General features: G+C 73.0%; 12 protein-coding genes. 9 read left to right on the top strand and 3 right to left on the bottom strand.

All coding sequences use genetic code 11. The annotated features are described in order from the left end of the window. Window positions 1-20 precede the first annotated feature (20 nt). From OG338_RS25230 to OG338_RS25240, 3 genes are all read left to right on the top strand, one after another. Window positions 21-431, top strand: coding sequence for a rodlin (locus tag OG338_RS25230; RefSeq protein ID WP_161206838.1), 411 nt, complete (start codon window positions 21-23; stop codon window positions 429-431). Window positions 432-545: 114 nt separating this feature from the next. Beyond that, window positions 546-716 carry a hypothetical protein gene (locus OG338_RS25235; protein ID WP_405939497.1) on the top strand — a complete coding sequence of 57 codons (171 nt, stop codon included), beginning with the start codon at window positions 546-548 and terminating at the stop codon, window positions 714-716. 127 nt (window positions 717-843) lie between these two features. Further along, the gene (locus OG338_RS25240) at window positions 844-1,254 is read left to right on the top strand and encodes a rodlin (protein WP_405939498.1); all 411 of its coding nucleotides are present in this window, start codon (window positions 844-846) and stop codon (window positions 1,252-1,254) included. Window positions 1,255-1,371: 117 nt separating this feature from the next. Here the strand turns inward: OG338_RS25240 and OG338_RS25245 are convergent, their stop codons facing one another. Continuing rightward, on the bottom strand, window positions 1,372-1,872 hold the full coding sequence (locus OG338_RS25245) for a DUF5949 family protein (RefSeq protein WP_405939499.1): 501 nt from the start codon (window positions 1,870-1,872) through the stop codon (window positions 1,372-1,374). A 316-nt stretch (window positions 1,873-2,188) separates the two neighbouring features. Between OG338_RS25245 and rsgA the strand changes: the two genes are divergently transcribed. Both rsgA and OG338_RS25255 read left to right on the top strand, forming a co-directional pair. Then, complete coding sequence (gene rsgA / locus OG338_RS25250) at window positions 2,189-3,358, top strand: ribosome small subunit-dependent GTPase A (RefSeq protein WP_405939500.1); 1,170 nt, start codon at window positions 2,189-2,191, stop codon at window positions 3,356-3,358. A 72-nt stretch (window positions 3,359-3,430) separates the two neighbouring features. After that, window positions 3,431-4,858 carry a DNA-3-methyladenine glycosylase 2 family protein gene (locus OG338_RS25255; RefSeq protein WP_405940530.1) on the top strand — a complete coding sequence of 476 codons (1,428 nt, stop codon included), beginning with the start codon at window positions 3,431-3,433 and terminating at the stop codon, window positions 4,856-4,858. Here the strand turns inward: OG338_RS25255 and OG338_RS25260 are convergent. Both OG338_RS25260 and OG338_RS25265 read right to left on the bottom strand, forming a co-directional pair. Beyond that, complete coding sequence (locus tag OG338_RS25260; RefSeq protein ID WP_405939501.1) at window positions 4,783-5,265, bottom strand: DUF456 domain-containing protein; 483 nt, start codon at window positions 5,263-5,265, stop codon at window positions 4,783-4,785. The two genes, OG338_RS25255 and OG338_RS25260, sit on opposite strands and share 76 nt — an antisense overlap. A 48-nt stretch (window positions 5,266-5,313) precedes the next feature. Continuing rightward, window positions 5,314-6,294, bottom strand: coding sequence for a helix-turn-helix domain-containing protein (locus OG338_RS25265; RefSeq protein WP_405939502.1), 981 nt, complete (start codon window positions 6,292-6,294; stop codon window positions 5,314-5,316). Between the two features lie 268 nt (window positions 6,295-6,562). On the opposite strand from OG338_RS25265, the gene OG338_RS25270 reads away from it, so the two are divergent. From OG338_RS25270 to OG338_RS25285, 4 genes are all read left to right on the top strand, one after another. After that, window positions 6,563-8,026, top strand: coding sequence for a protein phosphatase 2C domain-containing protein (locus OG338_RS25270; protein WP_405939503.1), 1,464 nt, complete (start codon window positions 6,563-6,565; stop codon window positions 8,024-8,026). A gap of 113 nt (window positions 8,027-8,139) precedes the next feature. Next, window positions 8,140-9,882 (top strand): pyruvate dehydrogenase, encoded by a 1,743-nt coding sequence (locus OG338_RS25275; protein WP_405939504.1) that lies wholly within the window; start codon window positions 8,140-8,142, stop codon window positions 9,880-9,882. Window positions 9,883-10,003: 121 nt separating this feature from the next. Further along, window positions 10,004-12,562 (top strand): phosphatidylinositol-specific phospholipase C domain-containing protein, encoded by a 2,559-nt coding sequence (locus OG338_RS25280; RefSeq protein ID WP_405939505.1) that lies wholly within the window; start codon window positions 10,004-10,006, stop codon window positions 12,560-12,562. A gap of 118 nt (window positions 12,563-12,680) precedes the next feature. Then, window positions 12,681-13,853, top strand: coding sequence for an NAD(P)/FAD-dependent oxidoreductase (locus OG338_RS25285; protein ID WP_405939506.1), 1,173 nt, complete (start codon window positions 12,681-12,683; stop codon window positions 13,851-13,853). Window positions 13,854-13,916: the final 63 nt, after the last annotated feature.

Raw genomic sequence — 13,916 nt, forward strand, 5'->3', positions numbered from 1 at the left:
AAAACCAGAAGGGCAGTTTCATGATCAAGAAGATGATGGCCTCGGCGGCCGTCGCCGCATCGATCGTCGGCGTCTCCGCCGCGGTCGCCCCGTCGGCCATGGCCATCGGCAACGACCAGGGCACCACCACCGTCAACGGCAACGGTGCCATGCAGGCGTACGGCAACTCCGCCACCCACGGTGACTGGAGCCCGCAGTTCGCGCTCATCCAGGGCTCGCTGAACAAGCCCTGCATCGCCCTGCCGGCCAAGGCCAACGTGGGCTCCCTGCTCGGCCTCGTGCCGATCTCGGTCCAGGACATCAACGTCCTGTCCTCGCCGCAGAACCAGCAGTGCACCGAGAACTCCACCCAGGCCAAGGGTGACGAGGCCCTGTCGCACATCCTGGACGACATCCCGATCCTCTCGGGCAACGGCGCCGGCAACAACTGACCGGTACCGACGGCGCATCACACGCGGCCCGGCGGTCGCCCGAAAGGGCGGCTCGCTGGGCCGCTTGCCGTAGTGCGGGCGGCCGCTCCGCGCCGCAGCGGGTAGGGCCTCCGCATGGACCAGCACCACAGCAGGCACCCCGGCAGCGCAACCCCGATCTACGACCGGCTCCTCGCCGAGTGGCGGGCCGCCCGCGCCGAACCTGCCCCGGACCCGGGCCCCGCCCGCGCCGGCGGACTCGTGCCTCCGGCGCGCACCTCGGCCGAGGCGGGCGGACGGAGCTGACCGGGGCCGTCGGACTCCGTCGAACTCATGCGGGATCGAACCCATTTGGGTGGATCAGCGGAACCGAAGCGTCCGCACGGGGTTGATCAGTACGTTCCAAACGGAACGCTCCGAAAGGTGAAGCGTGATGAAGAAGATGATGGCCGGCGCGGCAGTGGCCGTGTCCCTGGTCGGCCTGACGGCCGCCGCGGCCCCCTCGGCCATGGCGATCGGCAATGACGGGGGCACCACCTCGGTCAACGGCAACGGCGCCGCCAGCTCCTACGGCAACGCCGAGACCCAGGGCGACGGCAGCCCGCAGGCCCAGCTCATCCAGGGCTCGCTCAACGACCTGTGCGTCGGCGCCCCGGTCAAGGCCAACGTCGGTTCGCTGGTGGGTCTGCTGGTGCCCGTCGCGGTCCAGGACGTCAACGTCCTGTCCAACCCGCAGAACCAGCAGTGCGCCGACAACTCCACCCAGGCCAAGGGCGACGAGCCCCTGTCGCACCTGGTGGACGACATCCCGGTCCTCTCCGGGAACGGCGTCGCCAACGACTGATTGCGCGCCGCGCCCGCGTCGTCCGTCCTGTGCGGCGCGGGCGCGTACGGCATGACGGAGGCCCACCACCCTCGCCGGGTGGTGGGCCTCTTCCGTGGGCCTCTTCCGTGGACCGGGTCAGCCGAGGCTGCGCACCGGCAGCACACAGTGCGCCGCGGTCGCGATGGTGTCCGGGTCGCCCGCGAAGGCCCGCAGCTCCGCCTCGCCGATCGGGAGCCCGGGCGCGCCCTGCGGCCAGGGGCGGGTCGCGAACATCGCGTGCACCTCGCCCTGTTCGTTCGCCGCCGCCAGCCACTCGGGCGGCACCGGGTACTGCGCCTTGAAGTGCGGCAGGGTCAGGACGGCCTGGCCGGCCTGGACGAGGAGCTTCACGGGGAGTCCCGGCGTCTCGTCGGCCCGCACCGGAGCACCGCCGACGGGGAGCCCGCAGCGCTGCAACGCGAGCCGCATCGCGTGCTCACCGGCCGCCGGGCCATCCGATCCGTCGCCCAGCGAGTAGGCGAGCAGGAAGGCGGCGTCGCGCCCGCTCTGCCGGTACTCGCCGCTCCAGCCGATCAGGATGAGGGTGCCCAACTGGGCCTGGGTGAACGAGCCGGTGGCTGTCTGGGGGGAGGTCATGTGCGGCACCCTAACCGTCCGCGACCGGTCCAACTCCATGCGTATCACCCGATCGGGGGACGACTGCCACAACCGGGTCCGCGCGAATAATCCGTTGAGCCGCCGGACCGCCCGGGGCTAAGGTGTGCGACGAGACGGACGGCGGACCTGCCGCCGGTACCGGACCTGGACGAATGCGGAGGTGAGGACATTGACGACGGTCGTTGCGGTGGGCGCTGCCCACGAGTCGAAGTTCCTCTTTGTCACCTCCGTGGCCACCGGCTGACCTCTTCGCGCCCTCACGCGCACCGCCGGGCCACCCTGTGAAGGGTCTCCCTTGTCTCTCCCGTCCTTCTCCGCCTTCTCCTCCTCCCCCTCCAGCGCCTCGCATCCGCTCGCCGCCTACGGCTGGGACGACGACTGGGCCGCCGAGTTCGCCCCGTACGCCGCCCAGGGACTGGTGCCCGGACGCGTGGTGCGGGTGGACCGCGGGCGCTGCGACATCGTCACGCCCGAGGGCACGGTCTGGGCGGACACCGCCTTCGTCGTGCCGCGCGACCCGATGCGGATCATCTGCACCGGCGACTGGGCGGCCGTCGACGCCGCCGGCGACCCGCGGTTCGTCCGTACGCTGCTGCCGCGGCGCACCGCCTTCGTACGCTCCACCTCGTCCAAGCGCTCCGAGGGCCAGGTGCTCGCCACCAACGTCGACCACATCGTCATCTGCGTCTCACTGGCCGTGGAGCTGGACCTAGGCCGCGTCGAACGGTTCCTGGCCCTCGCCATGTCCAGCTCCGGCGGTGACGCGCTGCTCGGCGACGCCGCCGGGGCCGGGGAGCGCACCGCCGAACCGGTCGTCGTCCTCACCAAGGCCGACCTGGTCCCGGACGCGGGCACGCTCTCCCACCTCGTCCAGGACATCGAGCACATCGCCCCCGGTGTGCAGGTGCTCCCGGTCAGCTCCGCCACCGGCGAGGGCGTCGACGTGTTCTCCGCGATCGTCTCCGGCGGTACGAGTGTGCTGCTCGGGGCGTCCGGCGCTGGCAAGTCCACCCTCGCCAACACGCTGCTCGGCCAGGACGTGATGGAGGTCCGGGCCGCCCGCGACGTGGACGGCAAGGGCCGGCACACCACCACCACCCGCAATCTGCTCGTGCTGCCCACCGGCGGGGTCCTCATCGACACCCCCGGACTGCGCGGGGTCGGCCTCTGGGACGCCGGGGTCGGCGTCGGCCAGGTCTTCTCGGAGATCGAGGAGCTGGCCGAGGGCTGCCGGTTCCACGACTGCGCCCACGAGGCGGAGCCCGGCTGCGCCGTGCGGGAGGCGATCGAGGACGGCATCCTGCCCGAGCGCCGCTTCGACAGCTACCGCAAGCTCCAGCGCGAGAACCAGCGCATCGTCGCCAAGACCGACGCCCGGGTCCGGGCCGAGATCCGGCGCGACTGGAAGCGGAAGGGGGCCGAGGGCCGGGCCGCGATGGACGCCAAGCGCGGCCGCATCCGGTAGCCGGACCACCTCTGGTCGACGTCCGAAAACCGCGAGTGACGGTGCCCGGCGAGGCGCACACTGGACGGTGTGATGGACGAAGAGACCAGGTACGAGGCGGTGAGCAGCCGTGACGCCCGTTTCGACGGCGAGTTCTTCTTCGCCGTCGAGACGACCGGCATCTACTGCCGGCCGAGCTGCCCCGCCGTCACCCCCAAGCGGAAGAACGTCCGCTTCTACCCGACGGCGGCGGCCGCCCAGACCAGCGGTTTCCGGGCGTGCCGCCGCTGCCGCCCGGACGCCGTGCCCGGCTCCGCCGAGTGGAACGTCCGGGCCGATGTCGTCGGACGCGCCATGCGCATGATCGGCGACGGTGTGGTGGACCGGGAGGGCGTCCCCGGGCTCGCCCACCGGCTCGGCTACAGCTCCCGCCAGGTGCAGCGCCAGCTCAACGCGGAACTGGGCGCCGGACCCGTCGCCCTGGCCCGCGCCCAGCGCGCCCACACCGCCCGCATCCTGCTCCAGACCACCGCCCTGCCCGTCACCGAGATCGCCTTCGCCGCCGGATTCGGCAGCCTGCGCCAGTTCAACGACACCGTCCGGCAGATCTACGCCCGCACCCCGAGCGCCCTGCGCGCCGAAGCCGGTACGGGGCTGGGCATCGCGGTCCGCCGGGCCGGCACCACCGGCATCCCGCTCCGGCTCACCCACCGGGGGCCGTACGCCGCCCGTGACGTCTTCGACCTGCTCGCCGCCGGCTCGGTCGCCCGCGTCGAGGAGATCGCCGGGGAGCCCGGCCGCCGGACCTACCGGCGCACGCTGCGCCTCCCGTACGGCACCGCCGTCACCTCCGTGGACGAGCGGTCCGCCGGGAACTGGCTGGACGCCCGCATCCACCTCACCGACCTGCGCGACCTGACCACGGCCGTCCAGCGGCTGCGTCGGCTCCTCGATCTGGACGCCGACCCGTACGCGGTGGACGAGCTGCTGTCCGCCGACCCCGCGCTCGCCCCGGACGTCGCCGCCCGGCCCGGTGTGCGCTCGCCGGGCGCGGCCGACGCCGAGGAGTTCGCCGTGCGGGCCCTGGTGGGCGACGCGGCGGCGGAGGAGCTGGTCGAGGAGTACGGCAAGGCGCTGGACGTGCCGTGCGGCGCGCTGACCCATGTCTTCCCCGAACCGGCTGTGCTCGCCGAGGCGCCCGGTGACCCGGCCCTGCGGGCTCTGGCGACCGCGCTCGCCGACGGCACCGTATGCCTGGACGCGGGCGCCGACCGCGACGAGGCCGAGCAGGCGCTCCGCCGGCTGCCCGGCATCGGCCCCGCCACCGCCGCGCTGATCCGGATGCGCGGCCTGAGCGACCCGGACGTGGACCCGTACGGCACTCCCGGCGCGAGCGGCTGGCGCCCCTGGCGCTCGTACGGGGTGCGGCGGGCCAGGTCCTGCGGTCAGCCCCAGATCAGCGCGCCCAGCCAGGCGCCCGTCACCAGCAGGCACGCGAAGAGCTCCACGAGCACCGAGTAGCCGGTCGCCCGCATCACCGTGCGGACCGACGCCCAGCCCGCGCCCCGGCTGCCGAGGCGCAGCCGCTCCGCCCCGAAGACCACCCCGACGTATCCGACGACCGCCCCGACGACGGGCAGCACGAAGAAGCCGACGATGCCGCCGAGCCCGCCCAGCAGCAGCGTCCGGCGCGGGGCCCCCGACTCACGGGGCCGGCGCGGCGGCAGAAGCGGTTTGAGCGCCTGGTTGAGCAGGAGCAGCGCGGTCGCGCCGATCAGCACGGCCCACGCGGTCGGCGTCGTGTCGGTGAGCGCCCACCACAGGACGGCGGCCCACACGATCGCGGGCCCCGGCACGCCCGGCACCAGCACCCCGATCAGACCGAGCAGCATCACCAGTCCCACGGCGACGAGCTGCCACACACTCATCTGACCAGCGTGCCGGAGTCCACCCGGTCCCGCCCGTTCTGACCAGGGCTACGAGCGGGCTACCCAGCCCCGCTCGTACGCGTGCCAGCCGAGCTGGAGCCTGGTGGAGACGCCGGTCAGCTCCATCAGGCCCTTGACCCGGCGCTGCACGGTGCGCAGGCCCAGGTCCAGCTGCTTGGCGACGCTCGCGTCGGTCAGGCCGGCCAGCAGCAGCGACAGGATCTCCAGATCCGTCGGGTCCGGGCCGCCCGGCTCCGGCAGGACCGCGCCGCTCTCGCCGAGCCGCAGCGGCATCGCCTCCCGCCACACCGCCTCGAAGAGCCCGGTCAGCGATTCCAGCAGCCCCGAGGCGTGCACCACCAGCGCGGCGGGCTCCGCGCCGCGCCCGGTCAGCGGCACCATGGCCAGCGCCCGGTCGGCGATCACCAGCTTCGTCGGGACCCGGGGGACCACCCGGCACTGCTCGTCGCGGCTGAGCGCCGCCGACAGCTCCGTGATCCCGGACTCCAGGCCCAGCACCTCGCGCTCCACGACCACCCGGAACGACACCCCGCGGGTGGCCGCCTCCTCCTCGGACTCGTTGTCCAGGCCGCTGACCGCGATCGGCTTCCCGGTGACCAGCGCGCACACCTCGCTCGTCGCGCCCAGCTGGAGCTGGTGGAAGCGGTGGGCCACCGCGCTCGCCCCGGTGACCACCTCCACCAGGTCGTGGACGGCCGGTTCGGCCGCGTCGGCGCGGTATTCCTCGGCGAGCAGGACCGCCGCCAGTTCGGCCTGTTCCAGCTGATGGCGCTGCTGGGTGAGCAGGGCGCCCAGGGCGACCCCGGGCGGGGCCGCGACCCAGCGGCCCGTGCGGGCGGAGGACTGGGCGGCCAGGCCGTGCTGCTCCAGCCTGCGCAGCGCGCGTTCCGTGTCCCGCTCGGGGAGCGCCAGCCGGTGCGAGAGGTCGGACACCTCGGCGGCCCCCAGCGCCACGAGTGCGCGATAGGCCGACTCCTGCCTCTCGTCAAGACCTATGGCTGCCAGCATCCCGACCCCTCCCCGGACCCGTGCGTACGCGTGCGACGCACCCCGTGTGGCGAAAAGTCGCCACGGCGTGATTTCGCCACGGCACATCATCGCCGTACCGTGCGCCACTCTGCCAATGTGGCGGCACGGCGGGACCGGCGGTCGTGTCCTGTTCCCGCTGCTCGGACCGGGTCCGCCGGGCGTCCTTCCCGTGGGGGGTGGGGCCGCCCGGCGGACCCATTTTCCGGATGCCCGTTTTCGTACGGCCCCCGCGGTCGACAATAAGGACATGAGTCAGCAGGGGGAGAAGCCCGCGGCCCACGAGGACGACTGGTGGCGCAGGCTGTACGACGAATCCGCCCCGGACGCGGGGGCGGCCCAGGCCGCCGACAGTCTCGACGACCGATTCGACTCGGCGTCGGACACGGTGGCGTCCGAGAAGACGGTGGCGTCCGAGAGGGGCGCGGCCCGCGGGACGCCGGGGGAGATACCCGAACCCAGGGAGGAGCCGTGGCCGCCGGAGCCGGCCGCCCGCGTGCCGCGGGACGTGCGCGTGCCGTCCCGCGCGCCGTGGGAGCCGATGACCGGGCCCGCGCTCCCGCGCACCTTTCCGGGGCCGCCGGCCCCCGAGCCGCCCGCCCCGGAGGACCCCCGTGTGCCCGCCGGGCGCGAAGCGCCTCCGCTGCCCAGGCGGCCCGTCACCGAGCGGGCCGAGGCGGACGAACCCGCCCCGGAGGAGGCGCCGGCGGAGCCGGCCGTCGCGCCCGCGCCGCCCCGGGTCGCCCATGTCGGGGCCCGGCCGCCCACCTATGACGCCGAGCCCACGGCGCTGCCCGCCACCGACCCGTACGAACTCGGCCGGGTCGTCCCGGACACGGTGCTGGACGGTGCCACGTACGGCACGTACACGCTGCGCGCCGCGTCCGTACGCGGTGACTCGGCCCGGTTCCGGGGCGAGCCGCGCCGGGACGCGCTGCTGACGGTGCGCTTCGGGAGCGGGGAGAGCGCGCTGGTGCTGGTCGCCGTCGCGGGCGCGTCGCGGGGCGCGGAGGGGGCGCACACGGCGGCGGCGGACGCCTGCCACTGGATCGGCGAGGCGGTCGGGCGCAGTCACGCCCGGCTCTCCGACGACATAAGGGCGGGCCGCCGCGCCGATCTGAAGTCCGGGCTGCACCGGCTCACCGACCGGGCCTTCGGCAAGCTTCGCGCCCGCGCCGCCGAACTGGGCGTCGAGCCGGACGCGTACACCGCGAGCCTGCGCTGCCTGCTGCTGTCCGCCGACCCCGACTGCCGCACCCGGGTCTTCTTCGGTATCGGCGCCGGCGGCCTCTTCCGGCTCCGGGACGGCAGCTGGCACGACCTGGAACCGGCGCTGCCGCCACCGGCCGCGCTGACCGGGGAACCCGTCGTCGGCTTCGGCTCGTCCGCGCCCGAGAGCGGGTCCGACGGGGACCGGCTGACCATGGATCTGGACATCGTCACCGGCCCCGCCCCCTATGTGGAGGACCCGCTGCCGCCCCCTGCGGAACCGTTCCGCTTCCGGGCCTCCGTCGCCCGGCCGGGGGACACCCTGCTGCTGTGCGGGGCGGGCCTCGCCGAACCGCTGCGCGGTGAACCGGAGCTGGCCGCCGAGCTCGCCACGCGCTGGTCGCCGGTGGAGGCGCCGGGCCTCGGGGCATTCCTCGCGGACACCCAGATCCGGGTGAAGGGGTACGCGGACGACCGGACGGCGGTCGGCGTCTGGGAGGCGTAACCGCGCACGCCATGGGTTGATGGATTCCGGATACCGTCCGGGCCGGGGTTTGACGCCCCGCGTCCCGGACAGCCGGACGTGCACGGAGCACAGGCAGAGGGAGTGCGTCACCCATGGCCAAGCAGAATGTGTCGGAGCAGTTCGTCGACATCCTCGCCCGGGCGGGCGTCAAACGCCTGTACGGGGTCGTGGGGGACAGCCTCAACCCGGTGGTCGACGCCGTACGGCGGCACGCGGACGTCGAGTGGATCCAGGTCAGGCACGAGGAGACGGCGGCGTTCGCGGCCGGCGCGGAGGCGCAGATCACCGGCGACCTCGCGGCCTGCGCCGGCTCGTGCGGGCCCGGCAACCTGCACCTCATCAACGGCCTGTACGACGCCCACCGCTCGATGGCCCCGGTGCTCGCACTGGCCTCGCACATCCCGTCCAGCGAGATCGGCCTCAACTACTTCCAGGCCACCCACCCCGAGCTGCTCTTCCAGGAGTGCAGCCACTACAACGAGATGATCTCCAACCCGCAGCAGATGCCCCGGCTGCTCCAGACCGCCATCCAGCACGCGGTCGGCCAGGGCGGGGTCAGCGTCGTGACCATGCCGGGCGACGTCGCCGGGCAGGCCGCGCCCGAACGGTCCGCCGAACACGCCCTGGTCACCTCGCGCCCCACCGTGCGGCCGGGCGACGCCGAGATCGAGAAGCTGTGCCGGATGGTGGACGAGGCCAGACGGGTGACGCTGTTCTGCGGCAGCGGCACGGCGGGCGCGCACGCCGAGGTGATGGAGTTCGCCGAGCGGATCAAGTCCCCGGTCGGGCACGCCCTGCGCGGCAAGGAGTGGATCCAGTACGACAATCCGTACGACGTCGGCATGAGCGGACTGCTCGGCTACGGCGCCGCCTACGAGGCCACCCACGAGTGCGATCTGCTGATCCTGCTCGGCACCGACTTCCCGTACAACGCCTTCCTGCCCGACGACGTGAAGATCGTGCAGGTCGATGTGCGGCCGGAACACCTCGGCCGGCGGACCAAGCTGGACCTGGCGGTCTGGGGCGACGTCCGCGAGACGCTGCGCTGCCTCACGCCCAGGGTGAAGGCGAAGTCCGACCGCAAGTTCCTCGACCGGATGCTCAAGAAGCACGCCGACGCGCTGGAGGGCGTGGTCAAGGCGTACACCCGCAAGGTCGAGAAGCACGTCCCGATCCACCCCGAGTACGTCGCCTCGGTGCTGGACGAACTCGCCGACGACGACGCCGTGTTCACCGTCGACACCGGCATGTGCAACGTCTGGGCGGCCCGCTATCTGACACCCAACGGCAAGCGGCGGGTGATCGGTTCGTTCAGTCACGGCTCGATGGCCAACGCGCTGCCGCAGGCGATCGGCGCCCAGTTCACCGACCGGAACCGGCAGGTCGTCTCGATGTCGGGCGACGGCGGATTCACCATGCTGATGGGCGACTTCCTGACCCTCGTCCAGTACAACCTGCCGGTCAAGGTGGTCCTGTTCAACAACTCCTCGCTGGGCATGGTGGAGCTGGAGATGCTGGTCGGCGGTCTGCCGTCGTTCGGGACGACCAACAAGAACCCGGACTTCGCGGCCGTGGCGCGCGCGGCGGGGGCGTACGGTGTCCGCGTCGAGAAGCCCAAGGAGCTTTACAGCGCGCTCAAGGACGCCTTCAAGCACAAGGGACCGGCGCTGGTCGACGTCGTCACCGACCCCAACGCGCTCTCCATCCCGCCGAAGATCAGCGCGGACATGGTGACCGGCTTCGCCCTGTCCGCCAGCAAGATCGTGCTGGACGGCGGGGTGGGCCGGATGCTTCAGATGGCCCGCTCCAACCTTCGTAACGTGCCGCGACCCTGAGCGGCCGCCGGTCCGGCGGCCGGTCGCTAACGGGCGCGGATTAGCCGCGTGTTACCGAGAATTCAGCGCTCTGCACGATGCTTCGGGAGACCCGTGTGTGAAGACTCTCCTGGAGACCCGAGTGAGACATCGAATTACGGCGACGGCCTGGTGGCGCAGGGCGGCCGTCCTGCTCACCGCGCTCATGGCCATGGCCGGAAGCATCGCCGTCCTGAGCCCCGGCACGGCGTGGGCGGCGCTGCCTGACGACACCGACAACCCGGCCTACCGGTCGCTGGGGAAGGCGGACAACCCCGACTGGATGCGGGCGCTCGGCAACGGCACCTCGCTCGGTGCGCTCTCCGTTCCCGGCACGCACGAGACGCTGTCGATCCGCGGCGGCGACATGACCTACACCCAGCAGAACGGCGGCCCCAGCGCGCAGACCCTGGCCGCCCAGTTGCAGGCGGGCATCCGCTCCATCGACATCCGGGTGCGGGTCATCGGCGGCAGCTTCACGATCCATCACAGCAAGGTGTACCAGGACGCGAACTTCGCCGATGTGCTCAAGGTGCTGGGCGAGTTCCTCACGGCGCACCCCACCGAGACCGTGATGATGCACCTGCGGGCCGAGTGCGACAACGACGCCGGCCCGTTCAGCGTCGACTGCAAGGACGACCCGACCAGCACGACCGGCAAGGACCGCGTGGACGTGTTCCGCAAGTACCTCGACGAGGACCCCAACGGCGGGTTCTTCTGGGGCCCCGCGGTCAGCGGTACCAAGCAGGCGGACGTGCCGACCCTGGGCGAGGTGCGCGGGAAGATCGTCCTGGAGCGCTTCCGCAACGTGGACGACCTCAGCGGCAAGTACGGTCTCGCCGGTGACAGCTTCCGCATCCAGGACGACTACACCGTCGCGAACCTGCTGCCCGGCGCCATCAACGGCAAGGTCGACAAGGTGGTCCGCCATCTGGAGGCGGCCAACACCGACACCGACCTCAAGCACATGTACATCAACTACACCAGCGGCTCCAGCGGCGCGGCCTATCCCAAGGCCGTGGCCGACCGGGTGAACGAGAAGGTCCTCGGGCCGCTCGGTTCCGTGAGCACCCGCACCGGTGAAGTCATGATGGACTACCCCGGATACGCCATGATCAACACGATCATCGCCCAGAACCCGCCCCCGCCGGCGCCCGTGTGGCAGGTGCCGAGGCTCGCGGTCATGCCCCTGGGCGACTCCATCACGCTGGGCGTGGGCAGCAGCACCCGCACCGGCTACCGGCCCGCGCTGGCGAGCGCCCTCGCCGGGCACGCGGGCACCGTGGAGTTCGTGGGCTCGCAGGTCGACGCCGACGGCGTGACCCACCACGAGGGGCACTCGGGCTGGCTCATCGAGCAGTTGCAGGCGAACATCGAGACCTGGCTCGCCGACGCCCGGCCCAATGTGGTGACCCTGCACATCGGCACCAACGACATGAACCGCGACAACCGGGTGTCGACCGCCCCGCAGCGGCTCGGGACGCTCATCGACCAGATCCACACCGCATCGCCGGACACCGCCGTCGTGGTCGCCTCGCTCGTCCCCGCCACCGACCCGGCCGTGCAGGCCCGGATCGACACGTACAACCGGGCGATCCCCGGTATCGTCGCCGACCGGGCCCAGCGGGGCTACAAGATCGTCCAGGTCGGCATGGGCGCGCTGACCACCGGTGACCTCAACGACAACCTGCACCCCGACAACACCGGCTACGCCAAGATGGCGGACGCCTTCCTGGGCGGCATCGCGGACCTCGCCGGCCGGGGCTGGGTGAAGGAGACCGTCGACGTCAAGCCGGCCCCGCCGCGCCAGGCGTCGGCCCTCGGTGACTACGACGTGGACATCAACGGCGACGGCCGGGCCGACTACCTCGTGGTGAGCGCCAACGGGGCGGTTCAGGCATGGCTCAACACGGCCGACCCCGTCACCGGGGCGGTGAAGTGGTCCGACCAGGGCGTCATCGCCTCGGGTTCCAGCGCCTGGACGGCCGACCAGGTCCGCTTCGCGGACGTCGGGGGCGACGACCGCGCGGACTACCTGGTGCTCGACCCCGGTAACGGGGCGGTGCACGCGTTCATCAACACCGGCGGCGACGGCCGGGGCGGCTGGCAGGACAAGGGTGTCATCGCCACCGGTTCCAGCGCGTGGACCGGTGCGCAGGTCCGCTTCGCCGATGTCGGCGGCGACGCCAAGGCCGACTACCTCGTCGTCGGCGCCAACGGCTCCACCCGCGCCCTGCTCAACACGACCGACCCGGCCACCGGGGCGGTGAAGTGGTCCGACCAGGGCGTCATCGCCTCGGGTTCCAGCGCCTGGACGGCCGACCAGGTCCGCTTCGCCGATGTCGGGGGCGACGCCAAGGCCGACTACCTCGTCCTCGCCGACCAGGGCGCCACCCACGCGTACGTCAACACGGGCGGCGACGGCCACGGCGGCTGGTCCGACCAGGGCGTCATCGCCACCGGCTCGTCCGGCTGGCTCGCCGCCCAGGTCCGCTTCGCCGACATCAGCGGGGACGGCCGTGCCGACTACCTCGTCCTCGACGAGAACGGCGCCATCCACGCCTACCTCCACACCGTGGGCAGCGCCGGGGCCGTCAAGTGGTCCGACCAGGGCGTGATCGCCACCGGTACCGGATCGCCCGCTTCCAGCGTCCGGATCTGATCCGGCCCGGCCGTCCCCGCCGCCGCGGGGACGGCCGGCAGCCGACGCCCCCAGGGGGCCAACTTCCTTCGCCGCGTGGCCCCTTGGCACCCCCAGAACCATGTGACATATTACTGGCGTGTTCACGAGACAGCCTCTGGATGTTGTCGTCGTCGGAGCCGGGGTCGTCGGCGCCGCCTGCGCGTACTACGCCACCCGGTCCGGGCTCTCGGTCGCGGTGGTGGACGGCGGACCGGTCGCCGGCGGCACCACGGGGGCGGGGGAGGGGAACCTCCTGGTCTCCGACAAGCCGCCCGGGCCCGAACTCGACCTCGCCCGGCTCTCCGCCGCGCTCTGGCGCGAGCTGTCCGATGTGCTGCCCCGGGCGGTCGAGTACGAGCAGAAGGGCGGCCTCGTCGTCGCGGCGGACGAGCGGTCCCTGGCGACCCTGACCGCGACCGCCGCCGGACAGGCCGGGGCGGGGGTACGCACCACAGCCGTCGCCCCGCACGAACTGCCCGAGCTGGAACCGCACCTGGCCCCCGGCCTCGCGGGCGGCGTCCGCTACCCGGAGGATGCCCAGGTCCAGCCCGCCCTGGCCGCCGCCCACCTGATCCGCGCCGCCCGCGACGCCGGGGCCGCCCTGCACACCGGCCGCCCGGTCACCGCCGTGCTCACCGGCCGCACGGGCGCGGTGCGCGGTGTCCGGACCGGGGCCGGGGACCTGCTCGCCCCGGCCGTGGTCAACGCGACGGGCGTACGGGGCGGGGAGTTCGCCGCGCTCGCCGGGGTGGCGCTGCCGGTGCTGCCCCGGCGCGGGTTCGTCCTGGTGACCGAGCCGCTGCCGCCGCTGATCCGGCACAAGGTGTACGCCGCCGAGTACGTGGCCGATGTGTCCAGCGCGTCGGCCGCCCTCCAGACGTCCCCGGTCGTGGAGGGCACCCCCGCCGGGCCCGTCCTCATCGGCGCCAGCCGCGAACGGGTCGGCTTCGACCGCACCCTGTCCGTGCCGGTGATCAGCGGACTGGCCGAGGCGGCCGCCGCGCTGTTCCCGGTCCTCGGAGCCGCCCGGGTGCTCCGCGCGTACCACGGCTTCCGCCCGTACCTGCCCGACCACCTCCCCGCCATCGGGCCCGACCGCCGGGTCCCCGGCCTCTTCCACGCCTGCGGCCACGAGGGCGCGGGCATCGGCCTCGCCCCGGCGACGGCGGCCCTGGTCACGGCGGCGATCCGGGGCGAGGAACCGCCCCTGGACGCGGAGCCGTTCCGGCCGGACCGCTTCGGGGCGGACACCGGGTCCGGCTCCCCGTGAGCCGCCCGCCCCTTCCGTGAGCCCCCGCCCCTCCCCGTACCGCCCGATCCACGAGACAGGAGC

The organism is Streptomyces sp. NBC_00726, assembly GCF_045161735.1.
Taxonomy (GTDB): Bacteria; Actinomycetota; Actinomycetes; order Streptomycetales; family Streptomycetaceae; genus Streptomyces.